This window comes from Peribacillus sp. NPDC096448 (genome assembly GCF_044762675.1).
Taxonomy (GTDB): Bacteria; Bacillota; Bacilli; order Bacillales; family DSM-1321; genus Peribacillus; species Peribacillus frigoritolerans_B.
On record NZ_JBIWEU010000002.1, the window covers coordinates 461,956 to 483,051 of the forward strand.

15 protein-coding genes and 1 other RNA gene are annotated in these 21,096 nt (G+C 38.9%); 13 read left to right on the forward strand and 3 right to left on the reverse strand.

Features of this window, described 5'->3' with window-relative positions; genetic code table 11:
• Positions 1 to 52: 52 nt before the first annotated feature.
• Positions 53 to 586 (reverse strand): IseA DL-endopeptidase inhibitor family protein, encoded by a 534-nt coding sequence (locus ACIQ0C_RS06035; protein WP_402842111.1) that lies wholly within the window; start codon positions 584 to 586, stop codon positions 53 to 55.
• 662 nt (positions 587 to 1,248) lie between these two features.
• On the opposite strand from ACIQ0C_RS06035, the gene ACIQ0C_RS06040 reads away from it, so the two are divergent.
• From ACIQ0C_RS06040 to ssrS, 5 genes are all read left to right on the forward strand, one after another.
• Entirely contained in the window at positions 1,249 to 1,641 is a 393-nt protein-coding gene (locus ACIQ0C_RS06040) for a sporulation protein (protein WP_403058018.1), read from the forward strand.
• A gap of 22 nt (positions 1,642 to 1,663) precedes the next feature.
• On the forward strand, positions 1,664 to 2,545 hold the full coding sequence (locus tag ACIQ0C_RS06045; protein WP_403058021.1) for a mechanosensitive ion channel family protein: 882 nt from the start codon (positions 1,664 to 1,666) through the stop codon (positions 2,543 to 2,545).
• A 472-nt stretch (positions 2,546 to 3,017) separates the two neighbouring features.
• Positions 3,018 to 4,226: an MFS transporter gene (locus tag ACIQ0C_RS06050; protein WP_402842167.1), complete on the forward strand. Its 1,209-nt coding sequence runs from the start codon at positions 3,018 to 3,020 to the stop codon at positions 4,224 to 4,226.
• A gap of 173 nt (positions 4,227 to 4,399) precedes the next feature.
• Positions 4,400 to 5,902, forward strand: a complete 1,503-nt coding sequence (locus tag ACIQ0C_RS06055; RefSeq protein ID WP_403058024.1) for a UDP-N-acetylmuramoyl-L-alanyl-D-glutamate--2,6-diaminopimelate ligase — start codon at positions 4,400 to 4,402, stop codon at positions 5,900 to 5,902.
• Positions 5,903 to 6,025: 123 nt separating this feature from the next.
• Positions 6,026 to 6,212, forward strand: a non-coding RNA gene (gene ssrS / locus ACIQ0C_RS06060) — 6S RNA.
• Positions 6,213 to 6,363: 151 nt separating this feature from the next.
• Here the strand turns inward: ssrS and ACIQ0C_RS06065 are convergent.
• Complete coding sequence (locus ACIQ0C_RS06065; RefSeq protein WP_403058027.1) at positions 6,364 to 6,906, reverse strand: ribonuclease H-like YkuK family protein; 543 nt, start codon at positions 6,904 to 6,906, stop codon at positions 6,364 to 6,366.
• 946 nt (positions 6,907 to 7,852) lie between these two features.
• On the opposite strand from ACIQ0C_RS06065, the gene ACIQ0C_RS06070 reads away from it, so the two are divergent.
• The 4 genes from ACIQ0C_RS06070 (at position 7,853) to cobA (ending at position 14,588) form a co-directional block, all read left to right on the forward strand.
• Positions 7,853 to 9,058: a nitrate/nitrite transporter gene (locus ACIQ0C_RS06070; RefSeq protein ID WP_402842099.1), complete on the forward strand. Its 1,206-nt coding sequence runs from the start codon at positions 7,853 to 7,855 to the stop codon at positions 9,056 to 9,058.
• Positions 9,059 to 9,109: 51 nt separating this feature from the next.
• Positions 9,110 to 11,476, forward strand: a complete 2,367-nt coding sequence (gene nirB, locus ACIQ0C_RS06075; RefSeq protein ID WP_403058030.1) for a nitrite reductase large subunit NirB — start codon at positions 9,110 to 9,112, stop codon at positions 11,474 to 11,476.
• A gap of 62 nt (positions 11,477 to 11,538) precedes the next feature.
• Positions 11,539 to 13,689: an assimilatory nitrate reductase catalytic subunit NasC gene (gene nasC, locus ACIQ0C_RS06080; RefSeq protein WP_403058033.1), complete on the forward strand. Its 2,151-nt coding sequence runs from the start codon at positions 11,539 to 11,541 to the stop codon at positions 13,687 to 13,689.
• Between the two features lie 128 nt (positions 13,690 to 13,817).
• Positions 13,818 to 14,588, forward strand: a complete 771-nt coding sequence (gene cobA, locus ACIQ0C_RS06085; RefSeq protein WP_403058036.1) for a uroporphyrinogen-III C-methyltransferase — start codon at positions 13,818 to 13,820, stop codon at positions 14,586 to 14,588.
• Between the two features lie 174 nt (positions 14,589 to 14,762).
• Here cobA and ACIQ0C_RS06090 read toward each other — a convergent pair whose 3' ends face one another.
• Positions 14,763 to 15,089, reverse strand: a complete 327-nt coding sequence (locus ACIQ0C_RS06090) for a MerR family transcriptional regulator (RefSeq protein WP_403058110.1) — start codon at positions 15,087 to 15,089, stop codon at positions 14,763 to 14,765.
• Between the two features lie 204 nt (positions 15,090 to 15,293).
• Here ACIQ0C_RS06090 and nirB (ACIQ0C_RS06095) point away from each other — a divergent pair, with 204 nt between their 5' ends.
• From nirB (ACIQ0C_RS06095) to ACIQ0C_RS06110, 4 genes are all read left to right on the forward strand, one after another.
• Positions 15,294 to 17,708, forward strand: a complete 2,415-nt coding sequence (nirB, locus tag ACIQ0C_RS06095) for a nitrite reductase large subunit NirB (RefSeq protein ID WP_403058039.1) — start codon at positions 15,294 to 15,296, stop codon at positions 17,706 to 17,708.
• A gap of 17 nt (positions 17,709 to 17,725) precedes the next feature.
• Positions 17,726 to 18,043 (forward strand): nitrite reductase small subunit NirD, encoded by a 318-nt coding sequence (gene nirD, locus ACIQ0C_RS06100; RefSeq protein WP_403058042.1) that lies wholly within the window; start codon positions 17,726 to 17,728, stop codon positions 18,041 to 18,043.
• Positions 18,044 to 18,265: 222 nt separating this feature from the next.
• Entirely contained in the window at positions 18,266 to 19,882 is a 1,617-nt protein-coding gene (locus tag ACIQ0C_RS06105; RefSeq protein ID WP_403058045.1) for a family 14 glycosylhydrolase, read from the forward strand.
• Between the two features lie 625 nt (positions 19,883 to 20,507).
• Entirely contained in the window at positions 20,508 to 20,933 is a 426-nt protein-coding gene (locus ACIQ0C_RS06110) for an OsmC family protein (RefSeq protein WP_403058048.1), read from the forward strand.
• Positions 20,934 to 21,096: the final 163 nt, after the last annotated feature.

Genomic DNA, 21,096 nt, shown 5'->3' on the forward strand with positions numbered 1-21,096 from the left:
TAGTTTTTAACTAACTATACAGCATATGAGGCGTTACATTTAAACCAATGTTTTATTGAACTGCATCGAACTGATTGACTTTCCAAGTAGATCCGGCCTTATAAAAGGTGACCGTTCTTTTTACTGACTCACCATCGACTGTAGGTACAGTTAAATTGTATGACCTAACGTTCAGTTTTTGATAGACCAATTTAATTTTTGCTTTTTTCCACTCTAACATGCTATAGCCGTCTCCGACTGGACGGGCTAATTTCCCTTTATGGGTAATGTAATTATATTTAGTCAGCCCTTTTTCAACTGCATTATTAGTAAATGTCTCTGCTAAGTAGGTAGTCAATTTATCTTTTGTATTAAACTCTTGGCAAAGGTATGAATACTCTGTCCCTTTATAATTAAAAGTTTTTTGTGAACATGAATGGGTTTTGTACCCATGTAAAGCATTCCAAAAATGTTTACTGGCATTATCGGCTATCTTTAATGCATTTGCGTCAGACAAATTCTGTGATGTCGTTTTTGCGGTAACCTGACCACTTAATGTGAAAAATAAAATGATAATGGATAATAGCATACCTAAAAATTTTTTCATATCTTATCTCTCCAATCCCTAATAGGATACTTATGTAACGAAAATTTAATTAATATTACGATTGTTACATTTATATTACAACATGTTCAGCATAAGTAAAAGAGAAAACTTGTTAATTTTTAAATATAATTTTAGGTTTTATTAAATATTCATAGTTTGTTCACTTTATTATTTTTGAAAGGAGCGTTCAGCGATTGTTAAATAGAAGGAGCTGTTACATCCTTCCTATTCCACCAACTGGCCTTTTTAAAACCTAGCAGTTCATTCTTTCAATAACCGGACAAGTTAATTCATTATATTTTCTTTAATATCCAGATATGTACAAAGAACTCGATTTTCCCGGGTAGAGCCCGAAAATAAATATAAAGGTTTGACAAACTTTCTAATTCTACCGTATTATAAATTATATACTTGAATACATTCTCCAAAGGGGAGTAGCTTTTACAACAATATCGTCATTACGGAGCTCTTTGCTCTCGGTGTTGTTGGCAGCATATTGTTGTTAGCCAGACCTTACCTATTGGTAAAGGTCTATTTTCTTTTAGTAAACCTTTACCAAAATGGTAAAGGTTTTTTTGTAGTCCGGATTATGTAGCCCTAAGGAAATGTATAAACATGTGGTTTTAATAGAAAAACAAATAAAAATAAATGGAGTGTATTCTTTGATACTTAGAAAATCTTTGTTACTTTTAGGGATAGGTTCTGCACAAATAGATTTAATCCTTCCGAAAAATACGTATAAATCTGGTGAATGCATAAACGGATATTTTTTGATTAAGGGTGGTACTCTTGCGCAAAGAATAAGGAGGATTGAATGTGATTTGATCATGGATACTCATTCTACGGGAATGGAAGAGATCCTTAAAACGAGCACCATTTTGTCTTCAAGGGAAATAAATTCAGGGGAAATCAATGAAATTCCTTTCAACTTTTGTCTGCCTATATTGAAGGAGCCATATAAGCGAGGGGTTTCCTATCGTCTTAAAACGAGATTAATCCTTGATAAAGGGATAATAGGCAAGGATGATGACTGGATTTTAATCGATTCTGAATAAACGTGAAAATGGAGGTGGGAACATGAATGTCTTGGAATTTACAGAACGAGCTATGGATTATTTGGAAGAATTTTTAGTATTGAGGCTTTTCATATTGGCTTTACTGCTATTGGCGGTTTATTACATTTTGAATAAACTGGTTGAATGGTTCTTTAAACGATCCAATTTTTTCGACGAAGAAGTCGAAAAAACAATACAGGGGGTTACTCGTTCTTCTCTTAGGTACGGTATTTCCGGGCTTTTCCTTATATATTTGATCGGACAGTTTATCGACCTAAAAGGAATTTTAGCTGGAGCTGGTATTTTAGGCGTCGTGATCGGATTTGCGGCTCAGCAAATGCTTAAGGATATCTTATTAGGATTTGTAAGGCTGTCAGATAACGAATTCCGGGTTGGGAATTTTGTGACCTTTAATGGGACAAGTTCCGGGACGATTGAGGAAATTGGAATCCGGTTCATGCAGATCAGGGAATGGTCAGGAAAATTGCTGACCATCCCACACAGTGAAATCAGGACGATTCAAAATTTTAATAAAGGGAGGATGCGAATCATTGAACGCATTACAGTAAGTTACCAAGAAAACCCTGAAAAGGTAAAACGGCTGTTGGAGGATATATGTATTATCTGTAATGATAAGTATGGTGAAAGCCTTCTACGGCTAGAAGATGGTACACCTGAAGAGGATTTTAGATACATAGGCATTACGGATTTAAACCCGAATCTAAAATATGTTGGATATGAACTATGCATAGTGGGACTTGTGAAACCTGATGATTACTTTGAAACATCGAGAAGCGTAAGGTTTGAAATGATGACTGCTTTGCATGAGCATAAAATTCTAATGCCATCTTCCCATTTGCTTGTACAGGGAAATCCTAATCAAGAACGTTTATTGGAGAACTGAAAAGAAGATTACATTTGCTTGGGATAATCGGTAACAAAGGGCAGAAGCTATATTCAGCGACAGTCCATTGGAGCTTAAGGATATTTAAGGGCTTTCTTTTAAAGGAAGTCCTTTTTTATATAAGAAAATTGAACAAACTCATCCCGAAAAATAGTTTTATTTTATTAATTTCCCGCTTGATTTATCAGATTAAATAAATTATTATGGAAATAACAAAAAATGGAAGGGTGACCTTTAAACAATGATCATTTAATCCTATTTTTCAAGAAAAAATGCGTGCTTAAAACGAATTTTTTTCTGGATAGGATTAGTCTGTACATTAAAATACAAACAAAGATCATTGTGTTCCTTCGATTAGGGATATTTTGCCTTTTTAAATTTGTATTGTACTGCCTCCTGTCCAGATAATTCACAGGAGGTTTTTATATTGACGAATAACACATCTGAAACATTAAATAATAAGGAACCTAACATTTTTAAAAATCGAGTATTTCGGGCCATTATCTTATCAGGGTTGTTTTTACAAATAGGGATATGGGTACGGAATTTTGCCGTTTTGTTATTCGTCATGGAGAAGACAAATGGAGATGCCTTTGCCATTTCCATGATATCAGTAGCAGAATTCGCACCCATTTTTATTTTTTCATTTATTGGAGGGACGTTTGCTGACCGCTGGAGTCCGAAAAAAACGATGGTTTGGTGTGATATTTTAAGTGCAATATCCGTGTTTGCTGTGCTTATCTCGCTAATCTTCGGCAGTTGGAAAATGGTATTCTTCGCAACTTTAATTTCGGCGATACTTTCTCAATTTTCTCAGCCATCGGGCATGAAGCTATTTAAGATGCATTTGCCAGAAAGTCAAATCCAGACAGGGATGTCCGTTTATCAGACCGTCTTCGCAGTATTTATGGTTTTAGGTCCGATTCTCGGTACATTTGCCTTCCAATCTTTCGGGATAAACATCTCGATTGCGATTACTGGCCTGGCGTTTCTACTTTCAGCTGGCGCACTCGCCTTTCTTCCGAAAGATCGCAAACTGAATGAGGGGACAGCAAAAACAACGTTATGGCAGGAAATGAAAAGCGGTGTGAGCTACGTTTTGCGAAAAAAAGAACTAAGTTTGCTTGGTTTATGTTTTCTGGCAGCTGGACTCGGACTGGGTTTCATTCAGCCACTCTCGATATTCCTTGTTACAGAACAACTGGAATTGCCTAAGGAAAATCTGCAATGGTTATTTATGGTGAATGGGTTTGGTATGATTATAGGTGGAGCCGGTGTAATGATTTTTGCCAAAAAGGTGGCACCTCAAAGATTATTAGCTTTCGGAATGCTTGTGAATGCCATTGGATTGGCGGTTATGGGGCTTTCAACAAATCTTTGGATAACACTTACCGCCGAGTTCTTTAACGGGCTAATGCTTCCTTGTATCCAAATCGGGATCAATACATTGATATTGCAGAGGACCGAGGGCGAATTCATCGGAAGGGTCAATGGAATCTTAAGCCCATTATTCACTGGATCGATGGTGTTGACCATGAGTGCGGCAGGCGTGCTGAAAGAGCAATTTTCACTCGTCGCCATATTCGAAACCGCCGCTTTCTTTTTTATTATAGGAATGTTTTTCATTTTGCCGTTGTACAATCAGAAGGGCGAAACAAAACCTCTGGAAATTCAATCATAAGTATCTTGCGGTGTGCCAACACCCAAATACAGCTATAGCCATAAGAAAAGCAGCCAATTTTGGCTGCTTTTCCTTCTTTTTTCCTCTTACTGTCATTACAACTAACAAATTCTGGATTGACAATTATTTTGGGAGTACTGGTTAATACTAAAAAAATCAGGTGAATAGCTTACATGAAAAAAGGAGAAAAGTTAATGATCCTTAAAGACATATTGAAAGAAGCAATAAACGGGGATTTGCCGAAGGACGTTGAACATATATCCGTCACAGGTGTAACCGATAACTCTAAAGAAATAAAAAAGGGATTCCTTTTTGTTGCCGTAACCGGATATAAGTCCGATGGCCATAATTACATCAATGATGCAATTCGCTTAGGGGCATCAGCTGTGATTGGCAATCGCGATATTAAGGGATTGGAAGTTCCTTATATAAGAGTGGAAAACAGCCGTAAAGCATTAGGGCAAATCGCCAAAAGGTTTTATGGAGATCCCAGCAATCAAAAAATAATGATAGGAATTACGGGCACAAATGGAAAAACCACAACTAGCTATATGCTTCAGCAAATCTTAGAAGAGAATGGGGTAACCTGTTCAGTCATTGGTACGATACAGCATATCATCAATGGAAACAAAGTCGATTCCCATAATACGACTCCAGGTACCATGGAATTGAATTCGTTGCTGGCTGCAAGTAGGGACATGGTTGTCATAATGGAAGTGTCTTCACATGGATTAGCTCAATACCGTTTAGAAGGAATTGAATTTGATTTCTGTGTCTTCACGAATTTGTATCATGACCATCTCGACTTCCATGGTACGATGGAGGATTATTTCCTTGCAAAATTACTGCTTTTTGAAAAATTGAAACCTAATGGCCTTGCGATTATTAATGGAGATGATTTCTGGGGCGGAAAACTACAAGAATACCTATGGGAGAAGAATGTCAGTGCCTTTGTTTTTGGAAAATCCAATCGCTACGATTTAGCCATCACCAATTATAATACTGCAACGAACCCCTTTATTTTATTGAATGAGAATCATGACTTTGTGAAAATTGAGTTACCTTTACCTGGACTTCATAATTTATATAACGCAACAGCTGCGTATTCCGTAGCGAAGATGTTTCCAATTTCAAAAAATGAAATTCTCACTTCACTGAAACGATTTTCCGGTGTGCCAGGAAGGTTTGAAATATATAAGAAAGAATTTGGGCCGACTATAGTCATCGATTATGCACATACTGCAGATGCCATTCATCACATGCTTCAAACTGCCAAAGAGTGCGGGGCCAAAAAGATTTATCATATCTTTGGTTTTCGGGGTGGACGAGATACAACCAAAAGGGCGGAAATGGTTAAAGTATCATCGGAACATAGTGATGTTTCGATTTTAACAATGGATGATCTGAATTCGGAGGGAATTGAGGTGATGGAATCCAATCTAAATAAACTGCTTAGCGATTACTCTGCTGGAAATGGGAAGGTTATTCCTGATCGCACCTTTGCTATCAAGGAGGCGTTACAAGCAGGTAAGGAAGGGGATTGGATTATCATCACAGGTAAAGGAATTGAAATGTATGATCAAAAATTCGGACTGCCTACCATTTCTGACAAAGAAACGGTATTATATCTGCAAAATAAGGACAAAGGGGATTTTATCGGTTATTTTGATCAATAGTTTGATTCTAATGAATGTTATTATAAAGGACTGATTCGGCGTTAATTTTACCTAGTAAGCCATAGGTTATTATATGGTGATTATTAACATTGTAACATTTGACGATTTCAGGTATCATAACAATACAAGCTGCACTGTTCGTAATGATAATAAAGTTTTAACCTTTAAGCTGTAATAGGGAGTTTTATATTGAAACAGGAATGTTATGCCTCGTCACTGACTTGGACAACAGGATTTTTTCTGCAAACACCCACTTTGAGGAGTGGTGGTTTAAAACTTTCTTACTGAATACGGCAATCGCGGCTTATATCTTAAAATGTTGAAGCCGGTCTCGGTCTGAGGCCGGTTTTTTGCTTGTATGTACTTGCTTTGCAGTCTGAAAATCTCCAGACCATTTTGTTCTATCAGCTTAAAAAGTCCAGTTTTGATTCCATTGGCTAATTACATGTTTTGTAATACATTCACTCTTGTTTTGTATACCGGTTGGCATAACTTGAAGCGACGAAAGCATCGGGTTTGATTTTTGGTTGCACCCCCATGGATTCCATCCTGGCTACCATTTCTTTTACAAACTCACTAGTTTTGTTTCGCTTTCCAATCCCGATATCAATGTGCCCTTCCATTGTGAACGTTGCCCCTTGATATACAGCAGGCAGGACTATATCGATTAACTGATTTTTTCTTTCTTCCGTAAACAGCGATACGATTTCCTCTGTTAACGACAACTCTTGAGAAATACGTTCATGTAAATGCAGCATCCTTCTAGGGATCATCACTTTTCTTATACAACCCCATACACCATTTCCGACCTGCCGTATCACGATACCTGTAATAAAGACCGTATGTTTTTTATGTACTTGCGAATCTGTCCCGACCATTAATTGATAGTTACCGGAAGGATTTAATTCCATAAACTCAACAATATGAACGAATACCTCTTCAAATGACATATTTTTTTTCTGAAGGTTTTGAAACGGGATGTTCTGAAATGGATATTGCTTCATATTATTGCACCCAACCTTTCCCCGGATATAATCAAATTAATAAATATCTCATGGCCGTTCATAACACATCATATGAAGGAGGTCCTTGTTTCGTGCCGTGGGAAGAACCCGCAAGAAGAGGCAGTCATCATTTAAAGGTGTTCTCGCTGAATAGATATCACCTCAAGTTTTATTCCTTCTATTTTAAACAAAAAAGACTGTAGGCAAAAGAAGTTCTATTTTAATGTTAGGCTCTTTTCGTAAAGATTGTTGTTTTTAAAACGAAACTATTTAAGGTTGATTGGAGCGGAAGTGTGAGACTCCTGCGGGAGCAGCGGGACAGGTGAGACCCCACAGGCGTTTACGCCGAGGAGGCTCACCGCCCGCCCCGCGGAAAGCGAGCATCTGGAGGGGAAATCAACCACACCGCACTACTTGGTAAATAGCAACAAAGTATGTGAAAACAGCCTAATGTTAAAAAGAAGTTGATTGAAGCGGATGTTCGAGACCCTGCAGGTGCAATGGCGCCGCGGCCCCGGACCGCCCGCGGAAAGAGAGTGCCTGGAGTGGAAATTAACGGACAAATATTAAAACTGTAAACGAACTAATTATTGTCAGGTTTATCTACAGTCTGGAAGAGAAGCTTAAGCATTAGGCTTCTCTATTTTTTTATGGAGAATCTTCCAAAATGGTATGGGTGTTATCTTTTTGAATTTCTCCTGCCATATCTGAAAAGTTAAACAAGCTTGTAATTTTACATCACCTAAGTAAACCACAATATCGTTCGATTTATATAAGAAAAAGGAAATGAATTTATTAAATTTTGTCCAATAACTACTTTAAAGGATTCACATTTAATAACTTATAAAAAAGTGTGTGATGTTTTCTTACATAAACAAAGAAATCTTACTTATATAAGAGTAAAATAAACGAATATTCAATTAATAAAGTATTGGAGAGATGAAAAATGAAAATATCTGAATTGAAAAAAAGCGGTCATGCTCCGTCATTATTAGCTTCATTCCTTTATTTTGATATCAGTTTTATGATTTGGGTATTATTAGGTGCGCTCGGTGTCTATATTACAAAGGATTTCGGACTTTCCCCGGCTGAAAAAGGCTTGATTGTGGCTATTCCGATTTTGGGAGGCTCGTTTTTTCGAATCGTCCTTGGTTTTTTGACTGATCGCATCGGCCCGCGGAAAACCGCGATCGGCGGGATGCTTGTTACGATGATTCCGCTTTTTTGGGGATGGTTATTCGGAGAAAGTTTAGCAGAGCTTTATTTAATTGGAATTTTGCTAGGAGTGGCAGGTGCAAGTTTTGCTGCAGCACTTCCGATGGCTAGTCGCTGGTATCCCCCGCATTTGCAGGGTCTTGCGATGGGCATTGCAGGTGCCGGAAACAGCGGAACTCTTTTTGCGACATTGTTCGGGCCCCGTATTGCTGAATCTCTTGGCTGGCATAATGTTATGGGATTAGCTTTGATTCCTTTAACCATCGTGTTTATCATTTATATTTTCATCGCAAAAGACGCGCCATCTCAACCGCCGGCAAAACCACTTAAGGAATATTTCAACGTATTTAAAATAACGGACACTTGGTATTTCTGCATTCTTTACAGTGTGACTTTTGGGGGCTTTGTTGGGTTTACTAGCTTTTTAAGCATCTTTTTTGTTGATGAGTATGGGTTAACACGAATAAGGGCAGGGGAATTTGTTACATTATGTGTCATCGCCGGAAGTTTCTTTCGTCCCGTCGGAGGATTTATTGCCGATAAAATAGGTGGAGTTAAACTGCTTATGTTTTTATTTATCGGACTCACAATATGTATGTTTGGAATTAGTTTTCTTTTTTCTCTTACTGCCGTTACGATCCTTCTGTTCATCGGAATGCTATTTCTCGGTATGGGTAACGGAGCTGTCTTTCAGTTAGTTCCACAGCGGTTTTCTAAAGAAATAGGTTTTATCACAGGGATTGTAGGAGCTGCCGGAGGTGTTGGCGGATTCTTGGTTCCAAACATACTAGGTACGTTGAAACAGATTACTGGCACATATGCTACAGGATTTTTAGTATTTTCCGCAGTTGGAATCGTGGCGTTGCTTATCCTGGGCCTAGCCCAGCTTTCATGGAGAAAAACGTGGGTACTCGGAAAGAATTCAGTTAAGATCTAGAACTTTATTTACTTAGTTTGGCTTGTTACAGTACTTGTTTGGGGGGATAAAATGTATAAACAAAAACTGGTTTTAGTAGGGAACGGAATGGCGGGACTACGCTGTGTTGAGTCGATTATAAGTAAGGATCCGACTGCATTTGAGATTACTATTTTCGGAAGTGAACCACACGTTAACTATAACCGAATCTTATTGTCGACTGTGCTTCAAGGCAACACCACTTTTGAAGACATTACAATAAATGACCGAAACTGGTATACGAAGAATAATATCCAATTGTTCACAGGGGAAACGGTTATAAAAATCGATAAAGAGACCAGGAAGATAATAACAGACAAAGAACGGGAAGTTTACTACGATAAGCTGATAATTGCCACAGGTTCTGTTCCGTTTATTCTTCCTGTTACAGGTGTTGATAAAGAAGGCGTCATTGCATTTCGGACGATTGAAGATTGCCAAAAGATGATTGAAACTTCACGCAAACATAAAAAAGCAGTCGTCATCGGAGGAGGTTTGTTAGGTTTAGAAGCAGCGAGAGGGCTGTTAAACCTTGGTATGGAAGTGCATGTCGTTCATATTGCTGACTATTTAATGGAAAGGCAGCTTGATTCAACGGCATCGCTTTTGCTGCAAAAAGAGTTGGAAAACCAGGGAATGAACTTTCTTTTAAAAAAAGAAACACAGGAGTTAATCGGTACCGGGCGTGTAGAGCGCGTCCGTTTTAAAGATGGAACGGAGCTGGAAGCAGATTTAGTCGTAATGGCTGCTGGAGTCAGACCGAATATTCAGTTGGCCAAAGAAAGCGGAATTGATACAAATCGTGCGATTATTGTAAACGACTATTTGGAAACCAGCGTCCCAAATATTTATGCAGTTGGTGAATGTGCTGAACATCAAGGAATTGTTTATGGATTGGTTAAACCTCTATATGAACAAGGTGAAGTGCTGGCAAAGCATATTTGTAAGATGAAATGCAACGGATACCAAGGCTCGGTCCTTTCGACCCAGCTGAAAATATCAGGAGTTGAGTTATTTTCTGTTGGAGATTTCCTTGGTGATGGAACAACGAAATCTATTACAACTTTTGATGAATTGGATAGTGTTTATAAAAAGGTGGTTTTTCAAGGAAGAAAAATCATAGGTGCTGTGCTGTATGGAGATACAAACAACAGCTCAAGATTACTCGATAAGATTTTAAAGCGGGAAGAAGTATCGTCAGAGGAAAAGCGTGATTTGTTCCAATCACCAAGTACGGCTGGGGGATTGATCGCTTCGATGGCAAATCATGAAATCATTTGCCATTGTAATGCTGTTTCAAAGGGGGCAATCATTGAAGCGGTTCAAAATAAGGGATTAACAACAACGGAACAAGTTAAACAATGCACAAAGGCTTCCGGTTCGTGCGGCGGATGTAAGCCGGCAGTGACCGAGCTTTTGAACTATATTCAAAGTAATCTTTCTACTCAGGATGAGAAACAAACTGCATTTTGCTCCTGTACGACATTAACGGAAGATGAAGTCGTGTATAAAATGCAGCTACAAGACGTAACAACTGTCCAAGAAGCGATGGATGTCCTTGAATGGGAAAATACGGAAGGTTGTTCAACTTGCAAGCCTGCACTGAGCTATTATTTAGGAATGATTCATCCAGAGTACGAGATCAGACAGCAAACCCTTTTCATAAACGAAAAAAAGAATGCAACAGTTCAAAGTGATAACCGGTACTCTGTCATCCCGCAAATGTACGGAGGGATGACGAATGCAAAAGACTTGCGAAAAATTGCAAATGTTGCAGATAAATATGATATATCTCAGGTTGCGGTAACAAGTGAACAAAGGATTCATTTAATGGGGGTGAAAAAAGAAGATCTTCCAGGTGTGTGGGCCGATTTAGATATGCCGTTAAGTTCGAAATATGGTAACACCGTTCAAAACGTCAAAACATGTATAGGTGAACATGTTTGCTCTTGTGATAAACAGCAATCACTATTACTTGCTGTAGATCTGGAAAAAAGATTGGAGCAAGTATCAACACCATACCGTATAAAGTTGGGCATATCTGCTTGTTTGCATAACGGTGCAGGATCAACAACGAAAGATATAGGTGTTATGGGCATTGACAGGGGCTGGGAAATATATGTGGGCGGAAGCAGCGGTCGTAATGTACGTGCCGGTGAACTATTATGTGTAGCCGGGACAAATGAAGAAGCAATTGAAATCATCATCGGCTTTATTCAATATTATCGGGAAACTGCCAACTACTTAGAACGGACTTGGCAATGGATTGAACGAGTGGGTTTAATTCATGTTAGAGAAGTATTGTTTGATAGTGAACTTAATCGGCAACTATCTCAACGATTGGAACTGGGTAGATCAGGGAATGAACAAGTGGAACTTTATGATGTAAGACCTAGATAAACGGATAAATGTATGTACCCCATGAAAAAACAAAGAAATCCATGAGTAAAGGGTGAGGAGCCTTGACTGAATTATTATTAAAGTACTTCCGCACGAAGCAACAAGAGGTCCAATCAGAAAAACGATATGATTCACAATGTCCATTTTGCAGCATGCAATGTAAGATGCAGCTGTTGGAACAAACAATAGTGACAAGAAGAAAGTATACGACGGTTGGAAAAGATAATCCAACCTCAGAGGGGCGCTTATGCATTAAAGGAATGAATGCACACCAACACGCTTTGCATAAAGATCGAATTAAATACCCATTATTGAAAAAAAATGGTGAATTCGTTCGGATATCATGGGAGGAAGCATTAAGCCACATTAAGGATAATTTCAGTAAAATTCAAGCGGAAGATGGTGTAAATGCATTATCTGTTTATGGGAGTGCATCCATTTCAAATGAAGAAGCATATTTGCTTGGGAAATTTGCAAGAGTGGCATTAAAAACAAAGTATATAGATTATAATGGCCGTTTGTGCATGTCTGCAGCAGCCTCGGCGGCAAGCCAAACATTTGGTATGGACAGGGGCCTAACCAACAGCTTATCAGAGGTTCCGTTCACAAAGTGCATTATCTTGGCGGGCACGAATATTGCTGAATGCCAGCCGACAATCATGCCGTATTTTGAGAAGGCAAAACAAAATGGAGCATATATTATTGCTGTAGATCCCCGGGAAACAGCAACAACGAAAATGGCCGATTTACATCTAAAAGTAAAACCAGGGATGGATGCCGCCTTGGCAAACGGATTATTGAAAGTGATCATTGAAGAGGATTTTACTGATGAAGCATTTGTCCGCGAACGTGCAAATGGCTACACCGAAGTAAAAGAGTATGTTACATCATTAAAATTAGAGGAAATTGCGGAAATGACAGGGGTTCCTAGCGACCAAATTCAAAAAGCGGCTGTAATGTTCGGTAAAGAAGAATCAGGAATGATTTTTACAGCTAGGGGCGTTGAGCAGCAAACAGATGGTTCAGCTGCCGTCCGGAATTTTCTCAATATTCTTATTGTTACAGGGAAAATCGGCAAAGTGAATTCGGGCTATGGAGCTATTACTGGGCAGGGGAATGGGCAGGGAGCAAGAGAGCATGGCCAAAAGGCAGACCAGCTGCCGGGCTATCGCATGATTGAAAATGAGGAACATAGATTACATATTGCAAGATTATGGGGAATCGATGAGGCTGATTTGCCACGTAAAGGTGTCTCGGCATACGAAATGATACAGAAGATAAATGAAGGTGAAATTACCGGCATGTTTTTAATGTGTTCCAATCCGATTGTTTCCAATCCAAATGCTAACTTTGTCAAAAAGGCTTTGAAAAAATTAAAGTTTCTTGTCGCGGTAGACATGTTCGTTTCTGAAACTGCTAGATTGGCTGATTTGATTTTACCTACTTCGTCTTACTTAGAGGATGAAGGAACGATGACGAATTTAGAAGGACGGGTAACGTTGCGGGAAGCAAGTTTTCCATCACCTGGGGAAGTGAAGCATGATTGGCAAATCATTTGTGATATAGCAAAAGCTCTTGGAAAAGGGGAGTATTTTCCCTTTCAATCCGCAAATGAGATTTTTGAAGAACTAAGAGTGGCAAGCCGCGGGGGAACCGCTGATTATTATGGTATAACGTATGATCGATTAAGAAAAGAAGGAGGCATTTTGTGGCCATGCCCAACCATTGACCATAAAGGGACAAAAAGGTTATTCGAAACGTCTTTTGCCCACCCGGATGGAAAGGCGGCCATGGTTGTGGTTAATAATGTGCCTCTTGTTCCAAAAGAACAGCCATGTACGGATTTTCCACTTTATTTAACAACAGGAAGAATCATGTCACATTATTTAACAGGAGTACAAACGAGAAAAAGCTCATCATTAGCTGCAAGAAATTTTGAATCATATATGGAAATCCATCCGGAAACAGCAAAGAAATATCATATTCCAGACAATACTTTGGTGAAAATTGAATCAAGACGCGGAGGTATTGTTGTAAGAAGCAAATGGTCAGCAACCATTCGCCATGATACTGTATTCGTTCCTTTTCATTGGGCAGACTCCCAAAATGTCAATCGCCTCGTTTCACAGGATTTAGACCCGACATGCAAAATGCCTGGCTTTAAGGTCAGTGCTGTAAAAGTACATCCTATATTAGAGTTAACGTCTCATTAAGGGGAGGTTTACTTCCCGTTCATCATAATTTTTTTTGGTTTAATCATAATCGAATACTGGAGCCTTATCACACAGTATTCCATATCAAATGGGAGTTTACATGACTAAACAACAAAAGGGGATAAAGGATGGAAAAAGGTAAGGTCTATATTGTTGGTGCCGGACCTGGTGATCCGGACTTAATTACTGTCAAGGCAATCAAATGCATCGCGGAAGCGGATGTCATCTTGTATGATCGATTGGTAAATCGTGAATTGCTTTTATACGGTAAAACTGAAGCTGAATACGTTTATTGCGGTAAAGCGCCTGGTATACATTGTGTCCCTCAAGAGGACATTCATCAATTGTTAATAAGTAAATCAATGGAGAGAAAAACGATTGTTCGTCTAAAAGGGGGAGATCCTTTCATCTTTGGTCGTGGCGGTGAGGAAGCTGAAGTGCTAGCAAAGCACGGAATTCAATTTGAAATAGTTCCTGGAATCACTTCTGGAATCGCTGCGCCAGCTTATGCTGGAATTCCCCTGACTCACAGGGAATGGGGGAGTTCCTTCGCAATTGTCACAGGACACTGCGCGACCGGCAAACCTGATAACATCAACTGGCATCATTTGACACATGGTGTTGACACCATTGTTATTTATATGGGAATGAAAAACCTTCCTTATATCTGTAAACAATTACGCTCCTGCGGAATGAAGCCTGAAACTGCCATTGCAGTCATCGAACAAGGAACGACCGGTTATCAACGAACTATTACAGGAACAATCGATTCAATAGTGGCGATTATTAGAAGGGAGCAGGTTGCCAATCCCGCCATGATTGTGATAGGAGAAGTCGTGAATTTATCGGAGAAATTATCATGGTTTTCAGAGAAGACAAAGGATAAGGAGTTCGCTTAGAAAAGGAATGATTAGCTAGAAAACTTTCACTGTAATGAAAATGGAAAACTGGACATGAAAGTCATCATGTCCAGTTTAACAATGTTAACAGCAATTATAAAAAGGGAAGTGGAAATTTTGTCACGACTGAAATATGACATTGAAAGGCTAATAATTCCGGGTACATGGCGAAAATCAATTACGCAGGCCAAAGTGTGCATTTAATTGGCCCTGCAGCATTTTTTTTCGCATTTTTTCCTGTTCAATTTTTCTGTTCTCTTTTAACTTTTCCTGTCTAATTTCATTGGTTTGCACCCCATCCTCTATTTTATCAGCGATTTCCACTAATGCCTTGACGTCGGAAAAAGAGTATTTACGATTACCACCCTTAGACCTTTCGGGAAAAACTAGTTTTCTTTCTTCATAATACCGAATTTGTCTATCGGATAGTCCTGTTAATTCTCTGACCACTCCTATTGAAATTACTTTTCTGTCTATATAAGATTCTTTTTCCTGGACGATGAAAATCACCTCATTTTTGATTTATGCTGGATCAATAAGGATATTATATCCTAATTTTCTGAATATTTGTAACAAAAACTAACATTAATTATTAATTTTTAAAAATCATGTAAGATTATATAACACACTTGTTGTTATAAAAAGTGACCTCTCCTATAATCAAATACATAATCCTTTCAAAAAAATCTTACTGGAGGACAAAAAATGGCTAAGCAGAAATTGGCGCTCATTGGGAATGGTATGGCTGGAGTAAGATGTATAGAAGAAATTTTGAAAATTCAACCAGAAGGGTTTGAGGTGACTGTCTTCGGAAGTGAGCCACATCCGAATTATGATCGAATCCAACTATCGAATGTATTGCAAGGTGCTACGACGATAGATGATATTACAATAAATGATTGGAACTGGTATAAAGAGAACAATATTACACTTTTTTCAGGGGAAACGGTCACGAACATTGACACCACAAAGCAAATCATTTACTCAGACACTAATCGTGAAGTCGAATATGATCAATTAATTTTAGCTACCGGATCAATCCCTTTCATTCTACCGATAAAGGGGGCTGATAAAAAAGGAGTGACAGCCTTTCGAAATATTGAAGATTGCGAAAAGATGATTGAATATTCAAAAAGTAATAAAAAGGCTGCAGTCATTGGTGGAGGATTATTGGGGCTTGAAGCAGCAAGAGGGCTTTTGAATCTAGGTATGCAGGTAGATGTAATTCACCTTTCGGAATATTTGATGGATAGGCAGTTAGATCCAGCAGCAGGAAAAATGCTGCAAAGGGAACTTGAAAGCCAGGGAATGAATTTTTATCTTGGGAAACAAACTCAGGAGGTTTTAGGTGAAATTGACGTCAAAGGATTACGCTTTAGTGATGGCGAGGAAATCAGCGCTGATTTAGTGGTCATGGCAGTCGGGATTAAGCCAAATGTTGCAATGGCCCAAAATTCCGGCATCCCAGTCAATCGAGGAATTATCGTGAATGATTATTTGGAGACAAGGATCCCGAATATTTTTGCGGTTGGTGAATGCGCGGAACACCGTGAGATGGTGTATGGTTTGGTCGCTCCCCTATATGAACAGGGCAAAGTTTTAGCCAAAAGGATTTGCGGGCTGGAAGGAAAAACTTACGAGGGTTCAGTGCTGTCTACTAAGTTGAAAATATCTGGTGTTGATGTATTTTCGGCTGGAGAAATTTTCGAGGATGAACAAGCCAAATCAATCAAGGAATTTAATGAATGGAATGGAACTTACAAAAAAGTAATGATTCGAAATGGAAAAATTTCTGGTGCGGTATTATTCGGGGATACAAAAGAAAGCAATACCCTATTGAGCTTGATCAATAAAAATGCCGACGTTTCCGAATATTTAAATGCTGGAGCAAGTGAAACCAGTGTTAGTCTTGTCACGTCGATGTCACATGAAGAAATCATCTGTGGTTGTAATGGTGTAACGAAGGGTGATATTGTGACGGCTATCGAATCTAATGGTTTAACAAGCATTGAGGAAGTAAAAGGCTGCACAAGTGCTTCGAGATCATGCGGGGGTTGTAAACCGTTAGTCGGTGATATTCTCGAGCTGACATTAGGGGCTGATTTCAGTAAGTCAAACCAAAAGGAATCCATATGTACGTGCACCACTTTATCAAGAGATGAGGTTGTTGCTGAAATACGCGAAAAAAACCTGACCCATACTCGGGAAGTCATGAATGTTCTCGGCTGGAATACAAGTGATGGATGCTCGAAGTGTAAACCAGCATTGAACTATTACTTAGGCATGATCCATCCTGTTGAATATGAAGATGAAAAAGAATCCCGCTATGTCAATGAAAGGCTACATGCAAATATTCAAAAGGATGGTACATTTTCCGTTGTGCCAAGAATGTATGGCGGTGTCACTAATCCCGAGCAATTACGGAAAATAGCAAATGTTGCCGATAAGTATAATGTTAAGTTACTTAAGGTTACAGGCGGTCAAAGAATAGATATGTTCGGCGTTGAAAAAGAAGACCTGCCAAGCGTATGGGCCGACCTGGATATGCCTTCTGGATATGCGTATGGAAAAACGCTTCGAACTGTGAAAACATGTGTCGGTGAAAACTTTTGCCGCTTTGGCACACAAGATTCAATTGGGCTGGGCATTGCCCTGGAAAAGAAATTTGAACGTGTAGGCACACCGCATAAGGTGAAGATGGCTGTGTCGGCATGTCCTCGTAATTGTGCTGAATCCGGTATCAAAGATCTTGGTGTTGTCGGTGTTGACGGTGCTTGGGAAATTTATATTGGCGGCAACGGCGGTACCCATTTACGAGCTGCTGAATTATTTTGTAAAGTGAAAACAAGTGATGAGGTAATTGAAATAACTGGTGCATACATCCAACATTATCGAGAGACTGCCAATTATTTAGAGAGAACGTCTGTCTGGGTTGAGCGTGTAGGGTTCGATACCATTAAGGCGATTATTGACGATAAGCAAAAAAGGATGGAGCTTAACCGACGCTTGGATGAGGCCTTATCCGTATTGCAAGAACCGTGGAAAGAAATCATTGAGAGCGATGCGATCCAAACCGGTTTATTTCAAAAAGTGAAAATTCCGGCTATATCAAATAAATGAATATGGGGGAAGCCTAAATGGGGAATGCGCTTCAAAAGATAAAGGTTTCAACAGTAAATGGGATGCCAAAAAACCTGGGGAAAACAGTAACCATAGGCTCTCATGAAATTGCTCTTTTTCATTTAGCAAATGGTGAATTCCGGGCTATTGAAAATCGTTGCCCACATAAAGGTGGAGTTCTTGTGGAAGGCATCGTGAGTGGTGATCACGTATTTTGCCCGATGCATGATTGGAAAATCAGTGTCAAGAATGGAGAAGTCCAAAAACCTGATAATGGATGCGTAAAGACATTTAATGTTGAAATAGAAGATGGTAATGTTTATATAGTTTTATAAAGATATAGATGACCCGCTGCTCTGGATAGTCTCTTAGACTATCCATTTTTTCTTTATGGAGCTTTGAACTAAATTCCTCTGATGAAATAATTGATAAATATTTCCAAAACAAATATAATTTTTAGTAAAGCAATGACTTAAAAAAACAAAAAGAATGTAAGCGGTTTCGGTAATGAACTGAAGTTTAAACAAATAAAGTTAAAGGGGAAAGGTTGGCGTTTTATGAATAAATTATCTGTTGGTGTTTTTACCTTTATGCTGTATTTTGTTCCTTTATCAAATACACCTGGATTAGCAGAAGTAAAACCAGATTACAAGCTTTATGTGATGGCCCCATTGGGTGAAATAACAGATTGGGAGGCATTTAAAGCAGAGCTGACCCAGTTGAAGGAAAATGGAGTATATGCAATAACGACAGATATCTGGTGGGGATTAGTCGAGAGTAAAAAAGATAATCAGTTTGATTGGTCCTATTATAAAAAATATGGGGAAACAGTGAAAGCTTCCGGTTTAAAATGGGTGCCCATTTTGTCTACACATCAATGCGGCGGTAATGTGGGGGATGATTGCAACTATCCCATCCCTAGTTGGCTCTGGAAAAAAGACACTGCCGAAAACATGGCATTCAAGAGTGAAAGTGGTTTCTGGAATAAGGAAGTTCTTGCTCCTTGGTGGGAAGGGACAGCCGATCAGTACAATGAATTGTACAAATCCTTTGCAGAGAACTTTGCTGATAAGAAGGATTTAATAGCAAAAATATATCTAAGTGCAGGACCGGCAGGGGAATTAAGATATCCCTCCTACCAGAATGCCGATGGCTGGGATTATCCTGAGAGGGGACAGCTTCAAGTTTATACAGAAGGAGCAAAACGGGATTTCAGGCTTACCATGAGAGAAAAATATTCCACGATAAAAAAATTAAATGCTGCTTGGGGCAAAACGTATAAAAACTGGAATGAGATTCAGCCACCAGGAAATGGGGATGAATTTTTCACCAGGGGCGGAGCAATCGATACTAAATTTGGATACGATTTTATGCAGTGGTATCAAGGAGCACTCGAAAAGCATCTTGCAAAAATCTCGAAGTTTGCACATAAACATTTTGATGAAGTCTTTGGCGTGCCAATTGGAGCTAAAATCTCAGGAGTCCATTGGAAAATGAATGATCCAGTACTGCCGCATTCGGCAGAGTATAGTGCCGGGTATTATAACTATTCCCAATTATTGAATCAATTTAAGAAATCAAATATGGCCCTCACGTTCACCTGCCTGGAAATGGGAGATCAAGACGCACATACTGCACCGTCCTATAGCGCTCCCAAGACTTTGGTGACCCATATTGCCTCTTTAGCTAATGAAAAAGGAATTTCTTTAAACGGGGAAAACGCACTCCCTCTGATCAATAATGAATGGGGCTTTGACAATGTAGCAGAAATGGTTTTTAACCATGGTTTTGAGGGATTTACCTTGTTAAGGATGTCTTATTTATTCGACAATGAAGGAAATCCAACAAATGAGTTTAGGATGATGGCTGATAAATTGGAAGGCCAGTCGATTCCAGTTACATTCACAGTTGAAAATGTACCTGCCACACAGGGAGTTTACTTAATTGGGGACAGAGGGGAAATCGGCAGATGGAATCCTGAAGATTACGAATATAAACTCACTCAAAGTACAGAAGGCAGCTGGAGTGGAACATTTCGTTTAGCTGCTGATCGATTCTACGAATTCAAGTTCATCCTCAAAGATGAAAATGGCAATATTACTTGGCAAGATGGGGATAATAATAGTTATAAAACTCCTTTGAATGGAGAAGGAAACTATAAAACTTCATGGTAAATGGAGAAATGGTTTTGCAAGCTTAATGGTTTCTATCAAAGCATTTAAAACCCTCAAAAAACATTCCAGGTGATTTCAGAAATCCGCTCCCTTTCCGCCGACTGTTTGACAAGCCACATCAAAGCAAGCGTCTGTGGGTTCTCGGCTAGCGAGTTTTATGGCAGGAGTGTCGCAAATTTCTTCAATCTATTCAGGGGTTCATCCATATATTTTTAACTAAAAATACAAGAAGGATAACTAAGTTTACCTATAGAACATGGTTGCGCGAGCTTTTCGAACCTCCTTTTAATAAAAGTGTTTCAATCTAAAATATACAAAGTCGATTGGAGCGGTGTTCGAGACTCCTGCGGGAATGGCGCGTCCGGAGGCGTACTGGACGCAAGGAAAGCGAGTGCCTGAAGGCAACGTTCAAATTTTACAGCATGACTAACTTAGTAGGATTTGTGGGAAGAATATAAGGTATGGAAAGTTATCACAAGTTAGAGTATAGAAAATCCAGAAGCCAAGTGTTTCTTACTGACCCCATTGGGGAAATTTTTTTAATACTTAAATGATCTACATTTACATTAAATAAAAATACGGACTATGTTTAGAACAAAACAACAAGAAAGGGAGGAATTGATATATGAAGACAATGATTACATGGACAGGGGAAATGGCCTTTTCTGGCACAACTCCGTCGGGACATGAAATAAAGATGGATGCTGCCGAAGAAGCAGGTGGTAAAAATAGTGGAGCAAGACCCACAGAATTACTTTTACACTCTCTTGCCGGATGTACAGGAATTGATATAGTAATGATTCTAAAGAAAATGCGATTTGAAACAAATGCCTTTCAAATAGAAATAGAAGGGGCAAGGTCTGATAATCATCCTAAACGGTTTACCGATTTTCATATCCACTATTTATTGGAGGGAGATCTACCTGAAGATAAAGTGGTCCGTGCAATTCATTTATCCAAAAATACGTACTGTTCAGTGTATCACTCATTAAATGCCAACATTAAAATCAGCTATTCAATAAATGGTGTTAAAGGAAAACAAGACTTATAATGTGTAATTTAAGGGACTATCATTTAACAGAAAGTTTTTTTACACCCATATAAGAAAAACAGCCTCCATTTTTGTATGAAAATATCTTAGTAAAAAGCCATGCTAAAATAAACCCTCCATATTCACACTTTTTTTGAAGGGCGTAAATGTACTATGTCGTTAT